This window comes from Bradyrhizobium sp. SZCCHNS30572 (assembly GCF_032484415.1).
GTDB lineage: Bacteria > Pseudomonadota > Alphaproteobacteria > Rhizobiales > Xanthobacteraceae > Bradyrhizobium.
This window is the reverse complement of the sequence record NZ_JAUESY010000010.1, coordinates 338,000-360,243: the sequence shown is the minus strand read 5'-3', so window position 1 is coordinate 360,243 and position 22,244 is coordinate 338,000. Positions and strand designations below refer to the sequence as shown.

General features: G+C 65.7%; 18 protein-coding genes and 1 pseudogene. 3 read left to right on the top strand and 16 right to left on the bottom strand.

The genetic code is table 11. The annotated features are described in order from the left end of the window. The first annotated feature begins 138 nt into the window (after positions 1 to 138). Positions 139 to 1,344, top strand: coding sequence for a M20/M25/M40 family metallo-hydrolase (locus QX048_RS28765; protein WP_315827435.1), 1,206 nt, complete (start codon positions 139 to 141; stop codon positions 1,342 to 1,344). 578 nt (positions 1,345 to 1,922) lie between these two features. Beyond that, entirely contained in the window at positions 1,923 to 2,300 is a 378-nt protein-coding gene (locus tag QX048_RS28760) for a hypothetical protein (RefSeq protein ID WP_315827434.1), read from the top strand. A 265-nt stretch (positions 2,301 to 2,565) separates the two neighbouring features. Here the strand turns inward: QX048_RS28760 and QX048_RS28755 are convergent, their stop codons facing one another. From QX048_RS28755 to QX048_RS28705, 11 genes are all read right to left on the bottom strand, one after another. Further along, complete coding sequence (locus tag QX048_RS28755) at positions 2,566 to 3,030, bottom strand: RbsD/FucU family protein (protein ID WP_315827433.1); 465 nt, start codon at positions 3,028 to 3,030, stop codon at positions 2,566 to 2,568. Positions 3,031 to 3,137: 107 nt separating this feature from the next. Beyond that, positions 3,138 to 3,482, bottom strand: a complete 345-nt coding sequence (locus tag QX048_RS28750) for a hypothetical protein (RefSeq protein ID WP_315718526.1) — start codon at positions 3,480 to 3,482, stop codon at positions 3,138 to 3,140. An 827-nt stretch (positions 3,483 to 4,309) separates the two neighbouring features. Then, on the bottom strand, positions 4,310 to 6,007 hold the full coding sequence (locus QX048_RS28745) for an FAD-dependent oxidoreductase (protein WP_315827471.1): 1,698 nt from the start codon (positions 6,005 to 6,007) through the stop codon (positions 4,310 to 4,312). A 2-nt stretch (positions 6,008 to 6,009) separates the two neighbouring features. Beyond that, positions 6,010 to 6,720, bottom strand: coding sequence for an SDR family oxidoreductase (locus tag QX048_RS28740; RefSeq protein WP_315827432.1), 711 nt, complete (start codon positions 6,718 to 6,720; stop codon positions 6,010 to 6,012). Then, the gene (locus QX048_RS28735; protein WP_315827431.1) at positions 6,717 to 7,706 is read right to left on the bottom strand and encodes an NAD(P)-dependent oxidoreductase; all 990 of its coding nucleotides are present in this window, start codon (positions 7,704 to 7,706) and stop codon (positions 6,717 to 6,719) included. Before QX048_RS28735 ends, QX048_RS28740 begins: the two co-directional genes overlap by 4 nt. Positions 7,707 to 7,716: 10 nt before the next feature. Then, positions 7,717 to 8,139 carry a cupin domain-containing protein gene (locus tag QX048_RS28730; RefSeq protein ID WP_315827430.1) on the bottom strand — a complete coding sequence of 141 codons (423 nt, stop codon included), beginning with the start codon at positions 8,137 to 8,139 and terminating at the stop codon, positions 7,717 to 7,719. A 70-nt stretch (positions 8,140 to 8,209) separates the two neighbouring features. Then, complete coding sequence (locus QX048_RS28725; protein WP_315827429.1) at positions 8,210 to 10,789, bottom strand: branched-chain amino acid ABC transporter ATP-binding protein/permease; 2,580 nt, start codon at positions 10,787 to 10,789, stop codon at positions 8,210 to 8,212. After that, positions 10,786 to 11,655: a branched-chain amino acid ABC transporter permease gene (locus QX048_RS28720; protein ID WP_315739227.1), complete on the bottom strand. Its 870-nt coding sequence runs from the start codon at positions 11,653 to 11,655 to the stop codon at positions 10,786 to 10,788. The genes QX048_RS28725 and QX048_RS28720 overlap by 4 nt, the downstream gene beginning before the upstream one ends. Before the next feature lie 46 nt (positions 11,656 to 11,701). Further along, the gene (locus QX048_RS28715) at positions 11,702 to 12,940 is read right to left on the bottom strand and encodes an ABC transporter substrate-binding protein (RefSeq protein ID WP_315827428.1); all 1,239 of its coding nucleotides are present in this window, start codon (positions 12,938 to 12,940) and stop codon (positions 11,702 to 11,704) included. A gap of 42 nt (positions 12,941 to 12,982) precedes the next feature. Then, entirely contained in the window at positions 12,983 to 14,773 is a 1,791-nt protein-coding gene (locus QX048_RS28710) for a thiamine pyrophosphate-binding protein (protein ID WP_315718513.1), read from the bottom strand. A 30-nt stretch (positions 14,774 to 14,803) separates the two neighbouring features. After that, positions 14,804 to 16,258: an aldehyde dehydrogenase family protein gene (locus QX048_RS28705; RefSeq protein ID WP_315827427.1), complete on the bottom strand. Its 1,455-nt coding sequence runs from the start codon at positions 16,256 to 16,258 to the stop codon at positions 14,804 to 14,806. 156 nt (positions 16,259 to 16,414) lie between these two features. On the opposite strand from QX048_RS28705, the gene QX048_RS28700 reads away from it, so the two are divergent. Beyond that, positions 16,415 to 17,386: a LysR substrate-binding domain-containing protein gene (locus QX048_RS28700; RefSeq protein WP_315718515.1), complete on the top strand. Its 972-nt coding sequence runs from the start codon at positions 16,415 to 16,417 to the stop codon at positions 17,384 to 17,386. A gap of 66 nt (positions 17,387 to 17,452) precedes the next feature. Here QX048_RS28700 and QX048_RS28695 read toward each other — a convergent pair whose 3' ends face one another. The 5 genes and pseudogenes from QX048_RS28695 to QX048_RS28675 form a co-directional block, all read right to left on the bottom strand. Further along, positions 17,453 to 17,986 (bottom strand): GlcG/HbpS family heme-binding protein, encoded by a 534-nt coding sequence (locus QX048_RS28695; protein ID WP_315718516.1) that lies wholly within the window; start codon positions 17,984 to 17,986, stop codon positions 17,453 to 17,455. A 93-nt stretch (positions 17,987 to 18,079) separates the two neighbouring features. Continuing rightward, the gene (locus QX048_RS28690; RefSeq protein ID WP_315827426.1) at positions 18,080 to 19,378 is read right to left on the bottom strand and encodes an MFS transporter; all 1,299 of its coding nucleotides are present in this window, start codon (positions 19,376 to 19,378) and stop codon (positions 18,080 to 18,082) included. Positions 19,379 to 19,643: 265 nt separating this feature from the next. Beyond that, complete coding sequence (locus QX048_RS28685; protein ID WP_315827425.1) at positions 19,644 to 20,513, bottom strand: transporter substrate-binding domain-containing protein; 870 nt, start codon at positions 20,511 to 20,513, stop codon at positions 19,644 to 19,646. Continuing rightward, positions 20,510 to 20,632 (bottom strand): annotated as a pseudogene (locus tag QX048_RS28680) (MBL fold metallo-hydrolase); the annotation flags it as partial. The pseudogene QX048_RS28680 and the gene QX048_RS28685, both read right to left, overlap by 4 nt. Positions 20,633 to 20,791: 159 nt before the next feature. Then, positions 20,792 to 22,228, bottom strand: a complete 1,437-nt coding sequence (locus tag QX048_RS28675; protein WP_409998614.1) for an MmgE/PrpD family protein — start codon at positions 22,226 to 22,228, stop codon at positions 20,792 to 20,794. Positions 22,229 to 22,244 lie beyond the last annotated feature (16 nt).

Here is a 22,244-nt window from a genome sequence, read left to right as displayed (position 1 = left end):
TGCTCCAATGTCCAGATGACATGAAAACGATCGAGGCATCGGAAAAGAGTCAGGCGGCGAAACCAATGCGAGCCCCCTTGCGCAACCGGCCGCCCGGCTGGATGCTCCGGGCACATCGTTCATCACGGGAATCGCTTCATGTCCGTCGACACCACCGCCGCCACCGATCGTCTGATGCGTTTTCTCGCCGTCCAGGGCGTGACCGGACAGGAAAAGGCGATCGGGCGCGAGATCATGGCCGCGCTGAAGCAGGCCGGCGTGCCGGCCAAGGCGATGCGGCTCGACGATGCCAATACGCGCATTCCGCTGCCGACCGAGACCGGCAACCTGATCGTCGAGCTGCCCGGCCGCGGCAGCCAGCACAATCAGCCGCGGATCATGTTCATGACCCACATGGACACGGTGCCGCTGTGCGCCGGCGCGCAGCCGAAGATCTCCGGTCGCAAGATCGTCAACCAGGCCAAGACCGCGCTCGGCGGCGACAATCGCTGCGGCTGCGGCATTCTCGTCACGCTCGCGGCCGAGCTGATCCGGCAGAAGCTCGATCATCCGCCGATCACGCTGCTGTTCTGCGTGCGCGAGGAGAGCGGGCTCTATGGCGCGCGGCACGTCAACACCGACGACCTCGGCGCGCCCGAGATGGCGTTCAACTTCGACGGCAGCTCGGCCTCCGCCGTCACGATCGGCGCTGTCGGCGCCGACCGCTGGGAGGTCGAGATCTTCGGCCGCGCCTCGCATGCCGGCGTCGCGCCTGAGCGCGGCATCAGCGCCACCATGATCCTGGCGCTCGCGCTCGCCGAGGTGAAAGCCGGCGGCTGGTTCGGCAAGGTGGTGAAGGGCAAAGGCAAGGACGTGAGGCTTGGCACCAGCAATGTCGGTCCGGTCACCGGCGGCGAAGGCCGCCCCGCGGGCGACGCCACCAACGTCGTCACCGACTACGTCCACGTCCGCGGCGAATGCCGCAGCCACGATGCCAAATTCATCCGCGAGATCACCAAGGCCTACAAGGCGGCCTTCGAGAAGGCGGCCAAGCAGGTCACCAACAGCGAGGGCAAGTCCGGCCGCGTCAAGTTCAAGGCCGAGACCGACTATCATCCGTTCCGGATGAAGGAGACCCTTCCCGTCGTCAAGCGCGCCATGGCTGCCGTTTCCGACATCGGCGCCGCGCCGACCCTGCGCGCCGGCAATGGCGGCCTCGACGCCAACTGGATGGTCCGCCACGGCATCCCCACCGTGACCTTCGGCACCGGCCAGAACGAGCCGCACACGATTGACGAATGGATCAACCTGGACGAATACGATCGGGCGTGTGCGCTGGCGGTCAGGCTGGCGACGATGGGGTGAGACGACGCCATCCGGACACGCACTTGGATGGCTGCAACCTCCTTGCTCCCGCGCAACGTCGTGATGACGGGCTTGCCAGCAAACGCGCATGTTCCGAACAGGTCGAACAGCGAGACCACGACGTCGCGCTCCCGCGGCGGATTGCACCCAGGCAGAGATTCCCCGTCGTGCAGCTCGGGACGGCGCGAGCTCGTCGGGTCACAGCGGCCAGTCTCATCGACGCCCGTCAAACGTCTTCAGTGATTGGAATGCACCGTCACAGTGATGAGTTGGCTCGGGCACCGGGCTGCCAGGTCGGCAAAGCACGAGCCAATCCTCCTCCGTGTGCCCAGCGGCCCTTGTCCGATCGCATGGAAGTTCGGGCGGGGCCGGAACTCCAAAGCCGGACGGCGGTTCTAGTGCGATGGACCTGCCATTTGCGTTGGACCCTCGCCAGCTCCTCGGCGAGGTCAGGTCCAGAACCGCAATTGATCATCCGTTTGCCGGCATTGTTCGGCTCTGACGTTCGTCACAGTTCTCGGCAGAGCCAGACACCGGAGACATCAGCCAATCACGGCGCACTTCACTGGAGGCCTGACATGTCGACCAAACCAGCTCTGCTCGGCCGCACGGCCGCAATTGCTTCATTGACTGCACTCGCGATCGGCGCCTTCACCCCGACCAGTGCCGACGCGCGAAATGGGCGCTGGCACGGCGGCGGCGGCGCTGCGATCGGCGCGGCGCTTGCGGCGGGTGCCATCGGCACCGGTCTTGCGATCGCCGCAAGCCGCGACGCCTATGATTATTACGATGGCCCGGTCTATGACGGCCCGGCCTATTACGCGGCTCCGTCCTACTACGGCGTGAACCCCCACGCCTATGGCTATTACCGCAAGGGCGAATACCCCTATCAGGTCTATGGCGGCGACAGCCCGAACGCGGTCTGCGCGCAGGGCACGACCTGGAATTGCCGCTGAGACCGCTTCTGATTGAAACTCGACGCGGCATCGGGCGAGGTCTCGCGGCGCTCGCCCGGCGCTGGACTCCCTTCTCTGCCGTCGCGATCAGTCCCGTAACCTGCCATGAGCGCAGCGACATGCGGGACCGATCTCTCGCCGGGTCGCTTCCCCGAAGCCCATTGAGCCGCGGCGGGGGCTACGCGTCGAACGCGAGGCGGATGACCGATCGCGATACCCTTGCCGGCATGCGCACCGCTGCCCAAATGCGGCGCGCCAGCCGGCATCATGATCCCGATGCGCCATCCGGCGGGATGACGCCCTTGCTGAAGATGAAGCAGCCGTAGAACCGGCGCTCGCCGGTGGCGATCACGCAATAGGCTGATCTGGCCATCTCATAGAATGCGAAGCGCTCGACGCCGACCAGCGGCCACGCCCTGCCCTCGGCGCGGTCGATCACCGCCTGCACCTCCTGCTGCACCGGCGTCACCTCCGCAGGACTGCCCACGACCTCCATCCGCACGGCGGCATCGTCGATGAAGCTGTCGAGCGGCAGCACCGACAGCACGGCCTGGACCGCGCGCGCCGCGCTGACATTATCGATGCGCAGCAGCCCGCCGAACACTGTCTGCCGCGCGATCGCATCCGCTGGAAAATTGGTGTCGCAGATCACGAGACGGTCGCCATGCCCCATCGCGCGGAGCGCATGGAGCACGTCGGCATTGAGCAGTGGATCGATCCCCTTGAGCATGTGGTCTCCCTGTCATTTTCATCGAACGGAGCAGGTCGCCGGGCCATCGGCCAAGGGCAACTGCTGCCAAACACCTGGAGCGCGTCACGCCATCATCCCATCGCGAACTACACGCTCCCTCGCCTCTCGCCGACCAGGCGAAGATCGATGCTGCCGATCAGGTCCGAGCGCAGCCTTTCAGCGGCGGCCATCGCCGCCATTGTCTGTCGCAACGTGCTGACATTCGATCCGAGCGACACGATGCCGCCGAGCAGCGCCGCAATGGCGCCGAGGAGCGCGACCGCATCGGATCCGAGCAGGCCCAGCACCGCGCCGAGCAGCAATGCGGCGCCGCCCGCTATCGCGATTTTCGAGGCCAGGATGATCTTTCGGCACCGCTCCGCCATCTCGGCAAGCTCGTCGATCCGCGCCTCGATCCGGGAGATCTCTCCGCTCGGGTCGTCCTCATCCATCACGCGAGCTGCCCTCCGCGCCATCAGCGCCTCATCCTGAAACGACCCGGTCCCCGATCATGCCACCTGTCACGTGGCGCGCGAGCGTACGACGCCGCCATCCCACCGGCAACCATCCACGGCCTGACTTCACCGCGCACAACAGGTCCCGATGCACGCGGACGCTCCTCCAGGGCCGCGGCCGCAGGCCCGGAACAAAGCCGGCAACTCCGGATTGTCGTAACCGGAATTTCCACACGGCGGATGGGCGGCTCATGCCGAGCGCCCGTTCGGCAACCATCCGCTGCTATTGCCTACACGGCAATGAGCAACTTCTGACCTTGGTGCCAGCAGCTCATCAATGAGAGCTGAGCGGAAACGACAATTCAACTACGAAAGCAGCGCGTCGGCCAGGCGATATCAGGAAAAGGCCGCAGAGGCGCGTGATGCTCAAGGCGCCTCGTTACGGGGACGCGCAACCATATCATCTCGAGTTGCCCAAACACGAGCACCGTCCGCTACTCGCGGCGGCCCGAGCCGTTCGTCAATTGCAAACTTTCCAAGTTGATCCCGTGTTGCACGCGATATAGTAGCGAGCCGGCGGGATCCGAAGCGGCGCGACTCCACTAGCGAGCCATTTGCGTGCGTTGGCCGGGCGGCGGGTGGGGAAGGCCACCCCACCCTGGACAACGACAACGGTTCTCCTAACCACTGCCGCGTCCCCACTTCAGGCAACGACCTGGGGCCGACTTTCACAAGCCGCGAAGTGTGACCAAGTCGTTCTCATGCCTCCAGGCTCCGAGAGGTCACATCGAGCCATGCCTGCGAGCTCACGAGCATGAGAGTCCTCAAACGTTCGCGCCGGCGACGTTCCTGCCCGCGAGCCAGCCGAAGACCAGCGCCGGACCCAACGTGATGCCGGGCCCGGGATAGGCCCCTTCCATGATCGAGGCCATGTCGTTGCCGCAGGCGAACAGGCCAGGAATGGGTGAGCCATCCGCGCGCAACACACGCCCGCGCGCATCGGTGACGAGGCCCGCAGACATGCCGAGATCGGCCGGATAGACCGCGACGGCATGGAAAGGCGGCTCCAGGATCGGCGCGACGCAGGGATTGGGATGCTGATCGGCGTCGCCGAGCGCACGCTGATAGATGTCGCCGCCGCGGCCGAAGGCGGGATCCTCGCCGCGCACCGCACCGGCGTTGAACTGGTTGACGGTTGCAGTCAGCGCCTGCGCCGGGACGCCGATCGTCTCCGCGAGCGCGTCCAGACTGTCGGCACGCTTGAGATAGCCCGCGGCGACGTCGTCAGCGACACTGCGCGTGAACGGCTTGATCTTGCCGAGGCCGTACCTCCACAGGAAGCGGCGATCGCAGATCAGCCAGGCGGGAATGGCCGCAGCGTGATCGAGCTGCGCGCGCACGAACTCGTGGTAGGACACCGCCTCGTTGACGAAGCGGCGGCCGGTGCCATCGACCGCGATCAGGCCGGGCTTGGCGCGATCGGTGACCGTGTGCGGGAAGACGCCACGGCTGCCGTCGGCCCGTGTGAAGGTCGAAGCCGGCACCCAGAACGCGCCCGCTTTCGTCGGCGCCAACAGGCACGCGCCCAGGGCCATGGCCAGCCGTGCGCCGCGCGGTGCGGCGCCGGGATCGACGGTGGCCGACAGCAGGCCGGCGGCCTCAGGCACATAGCAGCGGCGCAGCTCGGCATCATGCGACAGCCCGCCGGTCGCGAGCACCACGCCGCGCCTTGCGGTGATCCAGGAGCGGCCGGAGCGATCGACAATTTCGAGCCTCGAGACCCTGCCCTGCGCGTCGGCCTCAAGCTGCTGGGCGGAGGTGCCGGTCCGTATCACGACGCCCCGATCGAGTGCCGAGCGCAGCAGCCGCGCCGCCAGCGCGTTGCCGAGATAAAGCGTCGTGCCGCGCCGCGCCGTGAGCCGTTGCAGGCCATAGCGCGCGATCAACCTGGCCGCATGCAGAGCCGAGCGCAACGATCGGCCGGCACGGCGCAGATGCGGGATATCCTGGCGGCTGATCATCATGCCGCCGAACAGCATGAACTCCGGCAGCGGATCGCGCAGCAGCGCAAAGGCGTCGCCGAGGCCGCGCGCATCGAATGGCAGCGGCTCCAGCACCCTGCCTCCCGCGGTGGCACCGGGCAGGTCGGGATAATAATCCGGATAGGTCGGCACCGGCTGCAGCCGCAGCGCAGTGCGGGCCTCGAGATCGCGCAAGGCTTCGTCGCCGAATGCAAGGAACGTCTCGAGCCGCGTGCGGTCCTGCCCCGGCACGGTCCGGGCCAAATACGTGCGCGCCGCCTCCAGCGTATCCGCCCGCCCCTCCGCGGCCGCCTTGTGATTGGCAGGAATCCAGACCATGCCGCCGGAGATGGCGGTGGTGCCGCCGATAAATTCGGCCTGCTCCAGCAGCAGCACCGAGCAGCCGTCAGCAGCCGCGATCGTCGCCGCCGTCATGCCGCCCGCGCCGGCTCCGACGACCACGACATCGAACGTCTCGCCGGCGTGCACCGCCGCCGTCATGCTCACACCATGCCGCCATTGGGCTGCACGATCTGTCCCTGGATCCAGGAGGCCTCGCCGGAGGCCAGGAAGCGCACCACCTCCGCAATTTCGCCCGGCTTGCCGATGCGATTGAACGGGCTCAACGCCGCCATGCGCTGCTTGGCCTCCTCGGTCTTGCCGGCATTGAAAAGTTCGGTGTCGACGGGACCGGGCGCCACCGCATTGACGCGAACACCGCGCGCCGAGAGCTCCTTCGCCATCGACCGCACCAGGCTTTCGACCGCTGCCTTGGTCGCCGCATAGGGCCCGGTGCCCGGCACCGCGTGGCGGACCAGCGACGTCGTGATCGCGACGATGGCGCCGCCGTCGCGCACGCGCCGCGCTGCCTCCGCCAGCACGTTGAAGGCACCTACGACGTTGACCTCCATCAGCAGCCGGAAGTCCTCCGGCCTGAAGCTCGCCAGCGGACCTGCCGGCACGTTGATGCCGGCGTTGGCAATGACGGCCTGCGGCGCACCACCGAAGTCGGCGGCAACTTGCGCGAAGACCTGCACGACCGACGCGGCATCGCGGATGTCGACCTTATATTGCCTGCCGGGCCCTCCGTCCGACGGGCTGGTGGCGTAGGTCGAGGCCACCTGCCAGCCGGCGACTGCAAACGCCTGCGCGCAAGCGGCGCCGATGCCGCGGGAGCCGCCGAAGATGAGAACGATCGGAGAAGAGGTGGTCATTTTCGATTCCCTGATGCAGATGGTGTCTTCGCCATCGCGGCCCGCGTCGCTTCGATCGTCGCCTCGATGCCTTTTTGCAGATCGTAGCGCGGCTGGTAGCCGAGCTCCGCCTTGGCGCGGCCGATGTCGAGCGCGCCCTTGACGGCGCTCAGCACGCGGCCGCCATGATGATAGGGACCGGTGTCGCCGACCGTGATCCTCGCACCGGGAATGGCGCGATTGACGGCGTCGGCCGTGTCGCGCAGCGTCGGAGCCACTCCGGTCGCGACATTGTAGGCGTCGAAGCTGTGATGCGGCTTGTCGAGCGCGAGCAGCACGCCGGCCACGGTATCGTCGATATAGACCTGATCGACCGCGAGATTGCCGCCGTCCTCTTGATGAAATGGCTCGCCGCGCAACGCGGCCTCGATGAAGGTGCGCGGCATGCGCAGGCGCGGCAGATGCGGTCCGTAGACCCAGCAGGTCCGCACATTGATGCATTCGAGGCCGTGATCGCGCGAATAGACGCGGCCATAGTGCTCGGCTGCGAGCTTGGTCACGCCGTAGACGCTGGCCGGCTTCTGTGGGTGCTCCTCGTCGATCACGGCGGATTGGAAGTCGCCATAGGTCTCCTCGGTCGAGATCTGCACGACGCGCCGGACGCCGGAGAGCCGCATCGCCTCGAACAGGTTGATCGCGCCCTCGACATTGACCCGCAGCGCCTTCAGCGGGATATCCGCGGCCTGAACCACGCCGACCACCGCGGCGGCGTGGATGACGGCGTCGGGACGAAATGTCTGGAACGCCCGCAACACCTCATGCCATTCGCCGAGATCGATCGCCGCGGTGACGAGCAGCTGTTGTTGCGAGGCGAGTGCGGCCATGGCCGGCGAGACCATCAGGTCGATGGCGACGACGCGATCGCCGCGGGCGAGCAGCGCCTGCACGATCGCCGAGCCGAGCCAGCCGCAGGCGCCGGTGACCAGGATGGTCTTGCTCGTGGTCATGCCCGGCCCCTCACCGCGGCGCCGGCTCCTCATCGGTCGGCGGGCTGGTGATCACGAGGAACAGCAGCGGGTCGTTGCCGGTGCAGTGGAATTCGTGCACCACGCCCGGCGGAATGTAGGTGACGTCATTGGCACGGACCAACCGGCGCTCGCCGTCGAGGATCAGGATGCCCTCGCCCGACAGCACGTGATAGATCTGCTCCTGCACCTTGTGGGAATGGCTCTCGACATGCGCGCCGGGCTCGTAGGAGGAGATGCGATGGTCGAAGAAGCGGCTGCCGGTGGTGTCCGGCGTCACGATCGCCTTCGACAGCGCCTGGTTATAGTGGCCCGGATACTGGGTCCAGAAAATCTCGGCGAGATTGCGCGTCACCGCCTTCTTCTCTGTCGCCGCATTCGCGGAGGCGTTCGGTCCGGGAACGACGATGGTCATGTCTCATCTCCTCAGGAAGGTTCAGATTGGGCCGGCCAGCCGGTGCCGATGGTCACGAACTCGCAGCTGCTCATGACCGGTTTGCCGCGCGTTGCACTGCATCAGCGGTCTGAGTGATGCCAAGCAAACGCCCTTGCAGCTCGTGATCGGCCGCGAGCGCGGCAGCATCGCCGACATGGGCCACGCGCCCATTCACCAGCACATAGGCGCGGTCCGCCATCGCCAGCACGCTCTCGGCATGATGCTCCACGATGACGAGGCTCGCGCGCGACCTCAATTTGGACACGGCGTCGCGGACCTCCTGCACCACGGCGGGCGCCAGGCCCTCGAACGGCTCGTCGAGCAGAATCAGCCGGCTCGGCACCATCAACGCGCGCGCGATCGCCACCATCTGCCGCTCGCCGCCGGAGAGATTTTCGGCACGCGCCTTGTGCAGGATGCGCAGCTTCGGGAACAGATCGAACACGTCGTCGAGCGACGCGCCGCCGGCGCGGGTCGCGAGCTTGAGATTCTCCTGCACGGTCAAGTTCGGAAACAGCCGCCGTCCTTCCGGCACCAGCGAGATGCCGAGCCGGTTGATCTCGTCCGGCCGCAGCCGGTTGAGCTCCCTGCCGTCGAACATGATGCGGCCGCCGCTCGCCGGCACCGTGCCGGTGATGGCCCGCAGCGCGGTGGTCTTGCCGACGCCGTTGCGCCCCAGCAGCGCCACCACTTCGCCCGGCCGCACGGCCAGGTCGAGCCCGTCGAGAACGGTGCCACCGCCGTAGCCGGCGCGCACGCCTTCCAACCTGAGCAGCGGCTCGGCGGCGACGCTGCCGGGCAGCGGCGTCACGTTGGTGGCCCGCGACGGAGCCGCCGCGACCTGGCCATGGGCGGTGCCGAGATAGGCCGTGACGACGTCCGGATGGGCCGCCACGTCCGCCGGCCTGCCGTCGGCGATCAGCCGCCCCTGATGCAGCACCGTGATCCGATCGGACATCGCCAGCACGCGGTCGATGTCATGCTCGATCAGCAGCACGGCATGGGACTTCGCCAGCCGCATGATCAGCTCGCCGACGACCTTGCGGTCCGACTCCGCCAGACCGGCCAGCGGCTCGTCGAGCAGCAGGAGCTTGGCATCGATCGCGAGCGACACCGCGATCTCCAAGAGCCGCTTCTCACCATGCGCCAGCGCGGAGCAAAGCTCGGCGGCGCGATCGGCGAGGCCTACGGCATCGAGCAGCGACCACACCTTCGCGTTTGCAGCCGCATCGTCATAGGCATCGCGCCAAAGACCTGTCCATTGCCGGTTGGCAGCCTGGACCGCGATACGCACGTTCTCGAATGCGGTGAGGTTGGGAAAGACGCTCAGGATCTGGAACGAGCGGGCGATGCCGAGCCGCGCGCGCTTGTACGGCGACAGCTGATCGATGGGCATGCCCTCGAACAGGATGGTGCCGGCGTTGGCCCGGAGCACACCGGTCAGCAGATTGAACAACGTGGTCTTGCCGGCGCCGTTGGGGCCGATCAGGCTGTGCAGTCCGGTGCGGCTCATCTCGAAGGACACGTCGTTCTGGGTCACGATCGAGCCGAAATGCTTGGACAGGTTGCGGATCGCGAGAATTGGCACCTCTGAGGCCGTCGCCGCAGCCTGACGTGCACGATCCGGCGCATAGGGAACGATGTCGCGCGGCCGCGGTGGAATGACATTGCGCGTCAGGGTCCAGCGGCTGCGGCCGGCGATACGCCGGAAGATGCCGTGAATACCCTCATCTGACAGCAGCGCGAAGGCGATGATGATGGGGGCGAAGATCAGCCACCAATTCTCCGTGACGGCGCTGAGCCGGTCCTCCAAGACGATGAAGACGATGGCACCCCACAGCGGCCCCAGGAAATGATGCACGCCGCCGAGCGCCGCCATCAGCACCGGATCACCGGCATGCTCCCAGTTCAGATTGTTGGCGTAGACGCCCTGCAGCAGCAGCGCCATCAAACCGCCGGCGACGCCGATGCCGCCGCCGGCAATGACGAGCGCAATCAGCTTGGTGCGGTAGGTGTCGAAACCCAGGCTTGCGACCCGCTGCTCATTGTCGCGCAACGCCTGCATCAGCCGGCCGAACGGCGCATGCGCCAGCCGCCACAGCATCCACAATGATCCGATCACCACGACGAGCGTGAAGCCGTGGAAGGCAAGCGCGGAGCGAAACAGCGGACGCGCGACGTTCTGCAGGCCGTTCTCGCCTCCGGTCACTGAGGTCCATTTGAACGCAATCTCGAACGCGATCTGGGAGCACGCCAGCGTCAGCAGCGAAAAGTAGAGTCCGCGCCGGCGAAGGATGATGGCGCCGACGATCAGCGCCAGCAGCAGCGAAAATGCCACCGCGATCGCCAGACCGGTGATTTCATTGGCGGCCGGCATGAAGCCCAGGCCGATTGCCAGCGCATAGCTCGCGCAGCCGAAGAAAAAAGAGGCGCCGAACGGCACCAGGCCGAGATAGCCGATCAGGAAGTTCACCTCCGCGCCGTAGAGCGTGTAGATCGCGATCTGGGTGACGCGATGGATCGGCATGCCCACAGCGAGCGCGATGCCGGAGGCGAGCGCCAGTATCGCGGCCGCCACGAGCACCGGGTGACTTGCGAGCCGCTGCAGCACGGACTTGACCGTCGTCATTCGAAACGCTCCCAGCGCTCGCCGAATAGCCCGCGCGGCCGCAGCAGCATGATCGCGAACATCAAGGCATACATCGATGCGGCGGCCGCCTCTGGCCAGAACTGAATGGTCAGCGAGGTGACGATTCCAACCGCGAGTCCGGCGACCACTGCGCCCCGAAAGGAGCCGAGGCCGCCGATGGCCACGATCACGAACGCTGGCATCACCGCATTGGCAGCCATTGACGGCGACACCGTCCACAGCGGCGCGGCCAGCACGCCGGCGATCGCCGCCAGCATGCAGCCGAGCCCGAACACCGCAGTGAGCACCCGCGGCAGATTGATGCCGAGCAATTCCACCATCTCCGGGTCCCGGCTGCCGGCACGCAGGATCCGGCCATAGGGTGTGAACGCCAGGAAGCCCCATAGGCCGAGCAAGGTCGCCGTGGTCGCGCCCAGCACGGCCACGCGATATTTGGTGATCAGGAGAGGACCAACTTCAACGATCCCTGCAAAGGCCGGCGGCGGATTGAACGGCTTGCCGTCGGCGCCCCAGGCGTAGCGGATCACCGCTTCGATCAGGAGCGCCAGAGCAAAGGTCACGATCAGGCTGAGCAACGGCTCCTTGCCGTAGAGGCGGCGGATGATCGTCACCTCCACAGCCATGCCGATCAGCCCGACCACCGGCGGCGCCAGGATCACGGCGCTCCATCCGAACAGCTGGAACAGCTGCCAGGCCACGTAGGCCCCCAGCGCGAAGAAGGCGCCATGCGCGAAGTTGATGACGCCGAGCAGGCCGAAGGTGATCGACAGACCTACGGCGATCAGCACGTAGATGAAGCCGAGCACGAGTCCATTGGCCGCCTGGGAGACGAGAGTGTCGAGCATCGTTCGAGCCTGTCAGTACGCTGCAGGAACAAGGGTCGCCGCCGCCTCAGAGCGAGGGCATGCTGCAGCCGATATCCTCCTTGGTACCGAACGCCTTCGCCGTCTCCTCGGCGGTCGCCGAGGTGTTCTTCAGCACGTCGAAATAGTCGAACTTGTCGGTGATCTGCTTCTTGATCTGGACGATGACGGCCGGGCGCACCAGCTGGTGATCCCAGTCGCGGAAGAAGAACGGAAACTCGCCTTCGGTGTTCTTCCACTGCTCGAGATGCGCCACGAGCTGAGCGGCCTCGGTCGACTTCGCCGCCTCGATCGATTCCAACAGCGCCCGCATGCCGATCCAGCCCGACCACGTCTTGTCCGATGGCGGCTGATTGTACTTCTTCTTGAAATCCTCGATCAGCTTCTGTTCGGCGGCGGTATTCTTCGGATTGTTGTAGTACCACGGCTTGATGTAGATGCCGGTCGAGGCCTGCGGCCCGACGTCCCAGAAATCGGTGTCGGTGACGGCGACCGCCGCATAGGGGATCTTGTCCTTCATCCCCATCTCGTTCCACTGCTTCAGGAAGTTGGAGAAGTCGCCGCCCACCAGGCCGCCGACGATCACGTCCGGCTTGGCCTGGCGGATCTTGAGGATGTAGGAGCTGTAGTCCGCGGTGTTGATCGGCACCTCGTCGACCCCGACCTCGGTGGCGCCGACCTGCTTCAGCATCGCGCGCGAGGCGCGCAGGATGTCCTGGCCGAAGGCATATGACGCCGTGATGAAATAGACCTTCTTGCCGATGCTGGAGACGTAGGGCATCAGGCCGGCCATCTGGACCGGCACGGTCGCCTGGGTGCGGAACGTGTACTTGCTGCAGCTCTTGCCGGTGATCTCGCTGGCCGCGGCGCCGGTCAGGATCAGCGGCACCTTCTCGCGATTGGCAACGCTCATCATGGCGAGCGCCGAGGACGAGTAGTTGCCGCCGACCACGGCGACCACCTTGCTCTCGTCGACAAGCCGCTGCATGTTCTGCTGCGACACCTGGGGATTGGGCTCGTCGAGCCAGACCAGCTCGATCGGGCGGCCCAGCACCTTGCCGCCGGCCTGCTCGACCGCAAGCGCGCTGCCGCGTTGCAGGTACTCACCGATCGAGGCGCCCGGCCCCTGCTTAGCATAGATCATGCCGATGCGGACGGGCCCGTCGGACTGGGCCCTCGCGGGACCGCCGGCGCCGAGCATGGATGCGGCGGCCACGCCGGCCGATGCGCGCATGAAGGATCGCCGGTTCAGATCACGCTTCAACATGGTGCTCCTCCCTCTCAATGTTGTTATCTTTGTTTTGTATCGTCAGTCGCGTTTGTAAGGCTTGCCGAACACCGGCTCCTTGAATGGGATCGGCGGCAGCTCCCAGGTGCCCGTCGATGGCGGGCGCACCTCGGCGTCGACATGCAGATCGATCACGCAGGGGCGGCGGTTCTTGATCGCGGTCTCGACTGCACCGCGCAGGTCGGCGCTGCGGGTCACCGTCACGCCGTCAGCGCCGCAGGCGCGCGCCCAGGCCGCGAAGTCGGGGTTGTAGCGATCTCCGCCGGGCCCCTGATTGCCGCGATAGAACGCGGTGCCGAGCTCGCGGCCCTCGAACAGGCCATACTGCAAATCGCGGATCGCGCTCCAGGCGAAGTTGTTCCAGACGATCCAGATGCACGGCAGGTCATATTCGACGGCCGTGGCGACGACATAGGGCGCCATCATGAAGCCGCCGTCGCCGACGACGGCGACGCAGGGACGGTCGGGCGCGGCCAGCTGCGCGCCGAGCACGCCGCAGACGCCGAACCCCATCGACGAAAAGCCCCAGCTGTTCAGCATGCTCTGCGGCCGCTTCGGCTGCCAGAACTGCATGAACCAGTTGTGATGCACGCCGGAATCGAGCGACAGGATGACGTCGTCCGGCAGCACGTCCTGCAGGGCTCCGACGACATATTCCGGCCGGATCGGCGTGGTGTCGGCGCTGAAGTGCGGCCGCACGAACGCCTCCCACTCCGCCTTCCAGGTCCCGATCTGGTCGCGCCACGCCGCGAAATTTTCGCGGCGGATCGCGGGGCGACGCTCCAGCGCCGCGAGCAATTGCGCGGCGAAGGTCTTGGCGTCGGCGATGATGCCGAGCGTCGGCGGATAGTTGCGGCCGAGCTCCGCCGGATCGATGTCGATCTGCAACAGCTTCGTCGACGGAAAATTCCACGAGTAGCCCTGGTGCCAGCTCGAGGACGAGCGATCGTCGAAACGCGTTCCGATGCAGAGCACGAGATCGGCGTGACGGCCGGCCTGGTTGGCCGGATAGGCGCCGTTGCGGCCGATGAAGCCGAGCGTCAACGGATCATCCGCCGGCACGCAGCCCATGCCATTGGGCGAGGTGATGACCGGAATGCCGTGGCGGCTCTGCAGCGCGCCGATCTCGGGACCGGCCTCGGAGAGGGTCGTGCCCTGCCCGATGAAGAACACCGGCCGCTTGGCGGCTTCGATCAGATCGAGCGCCCTGGTGACGTCGGCCTCGCTCGCACTCGGCCGGTGACTGCCGTGAACATGCGACAGCGCCGGCAGCTCGACGTCGGCCTCCTCCTGGAAAACATTGTACGGGATATCGAGATTGACCGGGCCGGGACGTCCCGTGACCATGGTGTCGAAGGCTTGGCGCAGCGCCAGCGGCAGCATGTCGACGCGGCTCGGCTGGAACGAGCGTTTCACCACCGGGCGCAGCACCTGGGCGAAATCGGCTTGGTTGTGCGCGTACAATTCCTGGAACGGCGCGCGATTGGCCTGCGACGTCGGAACATTGGCGGTGATCGCAAGGAAGCTCGAGGAGTCCGACAACGCAGTTGCGAGCGACATCACCATGTTGGCCGAGCCCGGCCCGGTCGAGGTCAGGGTCGCGACCGGACTGTGTTTGACGCGGAAATAGGCGTCGGCCATGTGGCCGGCGCATTGCTCGTGGCGGGGCGAGACCAGCTTGACGCGGTCACGCACCTGGTAGAGCGCATCAAGAATGCCGACATTGCCGTGTCCGCAGATGCCGATTACGAAGGGCACCTTCTGCTTGACGAGATATTCGGCGATGACTTCGCCGCCCTTCATCTTGGTCATGGTCAGATCCTTGTCAGGTGACGGTTCGCGTCATGCGAGGATCGTCACGATACGCTCTTCGCTCATTTCGCGGATCGCGTAATGCGGCCCTTCGCGGCCGAACCCGGAATCCTTGGAGCCGCCATACGGCATAAGGTCCACGCGGGAGCTCGGAGTCTCGTTGATGTGAACGCCACCGACTTGCAATTGCCGCGCGGCCTGCAGAGCCTCGTCCAGGCGTTTTGTGAAGATGCCCGTGGCAAGTCCATAAGGTGTGTCGTTGACGCGCGCGATCGCCTCGTCCAGCACATCGAAGGGCGCGACGCACATCACAGGCCCGAACACTTCCTGGCAGCCGAGCGGGGTCGCCTTGTCGACATTCGTGAGCAGCGTGGGAGGAACCACGGCGCCCACCCGCGCGCCGCCGACCAGACGCCGCGCGCCGCTCTGCTCGGCCAGCGCGATCCAGGACTCGATGCGCTGCGCGGCGGCCTCGCTGACGACCGGCCCAACAACGGTGTCGTCCTCGCCGGGGTCTCCGTAGGGCAGCCCGGCAACGAGCTCTGAAAGTCTCTGCTCCACCTGCCCGATCAGCGAACGCTGCACCAGCAGCACCTGGATCGATGTGCAGACCTGGCCGGCCTTGCGGAAGCCCGCGTTGACGACCTTCGGCAACGCAATATCGAGATCGGCGTCCTCGCAGATCACGCAGTGCGAGATCGAGCCGAGCTCCATCTGCGTGCGGCGCAGTCCCGCCTTGCTTTGGATGATGCGGCCGATGTCCGTGCTGCCGGTGAACGCGAAGAACTTCACGGCAGCTTCGCTCATCAGCCAATCGGCAACCTCGCTATCGCCATGCAGCACCGACATCAGGCCCGATGGCAGACCTGCCGCGATCAGGCACTCCGCCATGATGCAGGACGTCATCGGCGTATGCAGCGACGGTTTCAGCACCACGGCGTTACCAGCCGCCAGCGCAGGCGCAACCTTGTGCGCCACCGTATTGAGCGGAGCATTGAACGGCGTAATCGCGGCCACGACGCCGAGCGGCACGCGGATGGTGAAGCCGATGCGGCCCTTCTGGCCTGCGGCCCCTTCCATCGGCACCATCTCGCCGGCCAGCCGCCGCGCCTCTTCGGCGGAGAGCCGAAACGTCGTCGCACAACGCTGGACTTCGCCCATTGCATCGCGGCGTGGAAAGCCCGCCTCCTGGCGCAGCACCTCCACCAGCTCCGACGCACGCGTCTCAAGCTCGACCGCAGCGCGATCGAGGATGAGGCCGCGATCATAGGGCGTCAGTACATTGGCTTCGAACGCCCGCTCCGCGGCGACAATGCAGCTGCGGACCTGCTCGCGCGACGGCAGATGCGCGGACATGGCGGGCCGCAGGCGATATTTGTCGAGCACGGCGATGGTGTGCGGACCATTCACCCATTCCCCGGCGATCAAGAGGCGGCACGATGGCAGACCGGCCGACGCCTGTCCCTGAACCGCAGCGTCCGCCATCGTCTGGTTCCTCCCAAAGGGTCTTCACACCTGTTACCCTCGTCCTTAGAGAGAAATTGACATTAGCAAAAATACTGTTTTGGATTAGTTGCCATAAGCTGAGCATATAGCCCGGCGGCAAGGTCTCGTTCTTCCCAAGCAGTGCGGTTCCCGCTCATGGATTTGCGTCAGTTGCGCTATTTCGCCCAGATCGTCGAGAGCGGCAGCCTGTCGAAGGCGTCGCGCTGCCTGTTCGTTGCGCAGCCCGCACTGAGCCAGCAGATCGCAAAGCTCGAGGAGGAAGTGGGCAGGCCCTTGCTGCAGCGCTCCTCGCGCGGCGTGATCCCGACCGAGAACGGCCTTGCGCTCTACCATCACGCCCGGTTCATGCTGCGGCAGCTCGACCATGCGCTGTCGATTGCCCGCCAGGATTCGGCAGAGGTCAGCGGCATGGTATCGGTCGGCTTGCCCGCGACGACCGTGCTCGCGATCGGGCTGCCGCTCACCAAGTGCATCCGCGCCAAATATCCCGGCATCCTGCTCAACGTCGTCGAGGGAATGAGCGGCCACATCGCCCACATGATGCGGCTTGGCCAGCTCGACCTGGCCATCCTGTTCAACAACGACGTGTCATCCAAGCTCGACGCGATTCCGCTGCTCGACGAGGAATTGTTCGTGCTTCTCCCTGCCGACAGCCCGCTGGTGCCGCGCCACCGTTGCAGCATCACAGTTGCAGAAGTTGCAGAGCTGCCCCTGATCCTGCCGACGGGAACTCATGGCCTGCGCCGGCGTGTAGCTGCGGAGTTCGAGCGGCGCAACATCACGCCGAATGTGGTCGCCGAGATCGACTCGCTCTCGCTGGTGATGAGCTGCGTCGGTGAGGGCATCGGGGTCACCATCAAGCCGATGTCGGCGCTGCAGGCAGGAGGACGAAGCAGCGAGGACTGGCGCGCCCTGCCGATCTCGGACGCCCGGATCACGCGACGCAACTATGTCTATTCGATCAAGCCGGACCTGCTGGCGCCTGCAGCCCTCGCCGTCGCCAAGGAACTCCAGGATACTGCGCGAACGCTCGTCACATCCGGACAATGGCGCGGCGTCAGCTTGGTCGACGACTCCATGTCTTCCGCCATCCCGCCGGCGGCCTAGCGCACGCGCCGACCGTCTGACCGGCGGTCGCGACTGCATCACGCCCCGCCTCCGGCCCGGTCTCGTCTACTTCAGCGCCGCTTGCCCGGCCAGGGATACGACGTTGTCCTGGGCGCCCGACCCACCACTCACACCGACGGCACCGATGATCTTGCCATCCACGACCAGCAGATTGCCGCCTCGCGATGCGATCATGTCATCGAGCGTGGCGAGATAGGCGAAATACGCACCTTTGCCCAGCAACGTCTCGAACACCAGCGTGGGGCGTCGATAACGTGCCGACGTGCGCGCCTTGTGCTGAGACAGGCCGATCGACGCATATTGGCAATTGTCCTGCTTTTCGAAATAGACCAGATCGCCGCTCGGATTGACCACGGAGATGCAGAATGCGTTCCAATTGCGCTTCGTCGTTTCGGCAACGGCCGCAGCAGCCACCTTCTTGGCCATCTCCAGGCTGATCGGCTCGCCATAAGGAGGCGGCGTCAGTGCATCCGCGACCGCGTCGTTGGGATTGTCGGTGTTCGATGTCTGGGCGAGGCTGTTCGATAAGTGCAGAGCTGCGACGCATGCGATGACGCTCAAAATGGTCCGATAGTGCATGTCTTCCTCCCGACCCTGTTGCCTTCTCCGTGCTCTCGTCGGCCAGCCTGGGCGCCTTGTTTCGCTCGACGAGGCGTGTCGTTCTCAGCCTCCTCATTCCGACGGCCGTGCTTGGAGGTTGCCGAGATCTCCCGGCTGCCCTGCTTGCATCTCCAACGGAGTCATACGCTGCAGGTCAGCGCCGCTCGTCTCGGGCAAAGCCATCGCGGCGATGAAAGCAAGTCCATAGGCGGCGAGCGCGCAAAGGCCCATCGACAAGCCAAGAGGATGCGACGCAGCAAGCACGCCCACGGTCGCAGGCACGACCGAGCCAAACCCACGCCCGCCACCGAGGCAGAAACCCTGCCCGCTCGCACGAATCTCGGTCGGAAACAATTCGGCAAAGGTCGGCAACATTCCTGATGCCAACCCACCCTGGAACGCGCCCAGAAAGAAGCTGAGCAGGATCGTCGCGTTGGCGCCGATCGGAGCAAGCAGGTAGATGCTCGCGTTCACGGCCTGGCATAGCAGGAAGATCATGAACGCGGGACGCCGGCCCGTGCGATCCGAAAGCCAGCCATAGAGCAACGGTCCGACCAACGAACCCAGGATGTTCATGGCAAGATAACCTGCACTGCTCCCCACGGTCAGGTTGAGGACGGTGCGCAGATAGGTCGGCAGCCACGTGATCATCACATAGGCACCGCCGAAAATGCCGGTGGCCATCGTGACCGCCGCCACGGTACGCCGCACATGGGCCCTGGTGAAGATCGTCCAGGCGGGCAGTCCGGCTGTCTCGTCCGCGCGGCTTTGACGATAAAGCCCGGACTCCGGCACAAGGCGGCGGATGAAGAACACGAGAAAGGCCGGCGCGATGCCGACCGCAAAGAACACGCGCCAGCCGAGCTCTTCAGAAAACAGCGATGAAATGACGGGGAGCAGCGCGACGGAAATCGCATAACCCACCGCGTAGCTGCTCTGCACCGACGCGGCCACCCGGCCGCGAAGCGCGGGCCTGACGACCTCGCTGATCAGGACGCCACCCACGGCCGCCTCACCGCCGTAGCCGAGGCCCTGGAGAAAACGCACGATCAGCAAGTAGTTGAAGCCGGTCGCGAAAGCCGATGCGAGCGTGAACAGGGCAACCCAGAGGATCGTCAGTTGCAGGACCTTGATGCGGCCGATGCGATCGGCAAGGATCCCCCCGCCCCAGCCACCGATGGCTGCACCGACGAGGGCTGCGGTCGCGAGATAGCCGGCTTCAGGGCGCGTCAGTCCGATTGTTGCAATCAGCGCCGGGATGACCAGCGCGTAGATCGTCGAATCCAGCGAGTCGAGACCAAAGCCCGCGAAGCAAGCCCAATACGTCCGGCGTTCGACCTCGTCGAGTTCGGAATACCAGCCCAGTTTCATGATCGTTCACTTTCAGGCCAGGACTCGAACCAGATGCGCTTCTTCGTTGGCCGGGAGAACAAGCGCGAGTGCAGTACAATCGGGTGGCCGCATGGACCATGCAGGCGCACTTTCCGAGCGTGCCTGCCGGTCGTGTCCATCATGATTGCCGACAGCTTCATCGCCCGCCGATTGGAGATAGACGGAATTCCAGCACAGCCAAAATACGATTTGGCGTTGGCGCTCATAAGCCAAAGATATGGCTTGGCCGGAGTTCACCACGGCATCACGGGGCGACCTTGGCGGTGACAAATCCACTTTGATCGAGCACTCGGCGCACCGTGCCATTCGCCTTGGCATCTGCAAGAAATCGGGCCGCCCACTCCCGCGCCGTCACTTTGCCCTTCGGGACGACCACGACGACGCCCGTTGATTGGATGACCTCGTTCAAGACCCGGCTGCCCGACAGGCGCCGCGACAGCTCCTCCAAGGCTTCCATGCCCATGGCGAGGGCGTCGAGCCGACCCTGGCCGATCAGCTCAGCGGCCTCTTCAGGCTTGATGAATTTCGTCACGCTGGCACTTTTCATGCTCGCCTCGACCGTTCTGGACGTCGAGGTGCCTTCGATGCAGCCGACCCGGATTCCCGGACGGTCGATATCGGCGACGGCCGTGATGTCCGAGTTCGCGCGAATGAGATACCCGCTCATGTAGGCGACATAGGCAGGTCCTTGATCGACGAACTGCTCCCGCTTGCGATCCGCCGGCATGAAGGACAGATCCCACGCCCCTTTGCTGCCGGCGGCCGCGATTTCGTCCGAGCTCTGATATTCGACGAGCTCAAGCGGCACATTGAGCTTGCCCGCGGCCGCCTTGGCCAGTTCGACTGTCACGCCGACAGGCTTGCCTGTCGCCGGATCGCGTGTCGTCCAGAACGCGGAGGCGGCCGGCCCGACCGCAACAGCGACGCGCAGCACGCCGGTCGGAGCGATCTCGCGCGCATCCTGCGCAGCTGCTCCCGCCATCATGGCCCAGAAGCCCAAGCCAAGGCTTGCGATGGCAAAGCCAAGCGATGCGAGCGGACCGGTCGATTTCATGCGTGGTCTGGCGCGATCCGACATCGGTACCGCCGTGCTGACAATGTGCCGGTCTTTCATAGCGTCGGATTCCACGATGATGGGATCAGCCGATAGCCGGCGCCGTCTTTCTCGACGCGTCCGACCGACGGGAACGCGAAGTGGAATCCGATCACGGTCGCCTTCTCCGCTGCCGCATCAGCCTCAGCTTCATGTCTCGTCCCTCCCGCTTCGTCTTCTTTTTTCGTCAATCCGCAGAATGCACCGGAGAAGACCGAGCCGACGAGCCGCCCGCCGCGCCGCCAAGGGAATGGATCAGACGATGATGTTCCGTCGCTTCTCATCGCCGTGACAGCCGATCACGCCGCGAATAGTGCGCGCAACCGGCCGATGTCGTCGATTTCTTCGAGCCGCCCAACCATGTCGATCAGCTTCTCCGTCTTCTCACGCCCCAGAACGGGCGTCATCAGATCCCTGGTCTTGACGTTGACGGCCTCCGTGCCCAGCGGATTCTCCTTGGTGCCCGGCGGGTGTCTGGTGAAATGATCGACCTTGCGGCCATCGACCAGAGTCACCTCGACGATCGCACCGCGTGGCGCAGCCGGATCCATCAAGCCCTTGTCGCCTGCGAGCGTCACCTTCGCCCGTTGCTCCAGGATCGTCGGGTCGCGCATCAGCGCGACATCATGACTGTCTCCGAACGAGACCGCCCCCTTGACCAACGCAAGCGCGACGAGATGCTGACAGTTCACGTCGGGCATGGCGCTGTCGCCGACGATGCCCATCGCGTCGGTCGGAAGCTTGACCAGGATGCTGCGGACGTTGTCTGGAGTGAGCCCTTGCTGTCGGCGCAGCGTGAGCAGCGCATCCAGCGGCGACTGGATCGGATAGCCGACCGAAAAGGTCTTGATGGCCGTCTCCGTGACGTAGAAGCGGCTGCCGAGATCCCTGACCATCTCCTCCGGCTTCGGATCGCTCGACAGCGCGATGAACAGGTTGTGGGTGCCATCGAGCACGTCATCGACGCCGGTGAGCCCGGCCATCACCATGTCGACCGCCATGACACCGTTGCGCGCGCCCATTCCGGCGAAATCGAATGCCTTCTCGATGTGGTCCGTGTCCTTGACCCAGCTCCACAGCCCCGAGACTTGCTGCGCCGAATAGGAAATGGCGTGACGCATGCCCCTCTCATCGAGCCGCGCCAGCGAGGCCGCAGCGCCGAGCGCGCCGAATGTCGACGACGTGCCCTCGGCACTGCGATGCGAGCCGCGCACCAGGTCCGGCCCGAGCGCCATCAGAAGGCGGCAGGTCAGGTCATAGCCGAGCACAACGGCGCGGATCACGTCGCGCCCATTGCGATGCTCCCGTTCAGCCATAGCGAGCGCGGCGGGGATGACCGCGCACCCCGGATGCGCCTTGGTGACCGGTTCGAAATCGTCGGTCTCGTCGGCGTGAGCGCACATGGCGTTTGCCATCGCCGCATTGACGGCCGTCGTCCGGACGTCGGAGCCGGCGACGGACGCCTGCGGCTCGCCGCCGAGGCTGCGCACGTATCTCAGCGCCATCTCGCCCGGATGCATACGCGCACCCGAGACGATCGCACCGAGCGTGTCGAGAATGCGGTGCTTGCATGCGAGCATCACCTGCTCCGGCAGCTCCTGGTCACGCGCCGCAACCATGTAGCGCGCCAGGCGCTCGGTCACGCCCGGGCCGGCGGCCCGGGAGAAACGGATCGGCGTCGCCGAGATTGCAGCAAACGCCCCCGCCGATTGCAGCAGACGGCGGCGCGACGACATGGCCCTCCTCGCCATC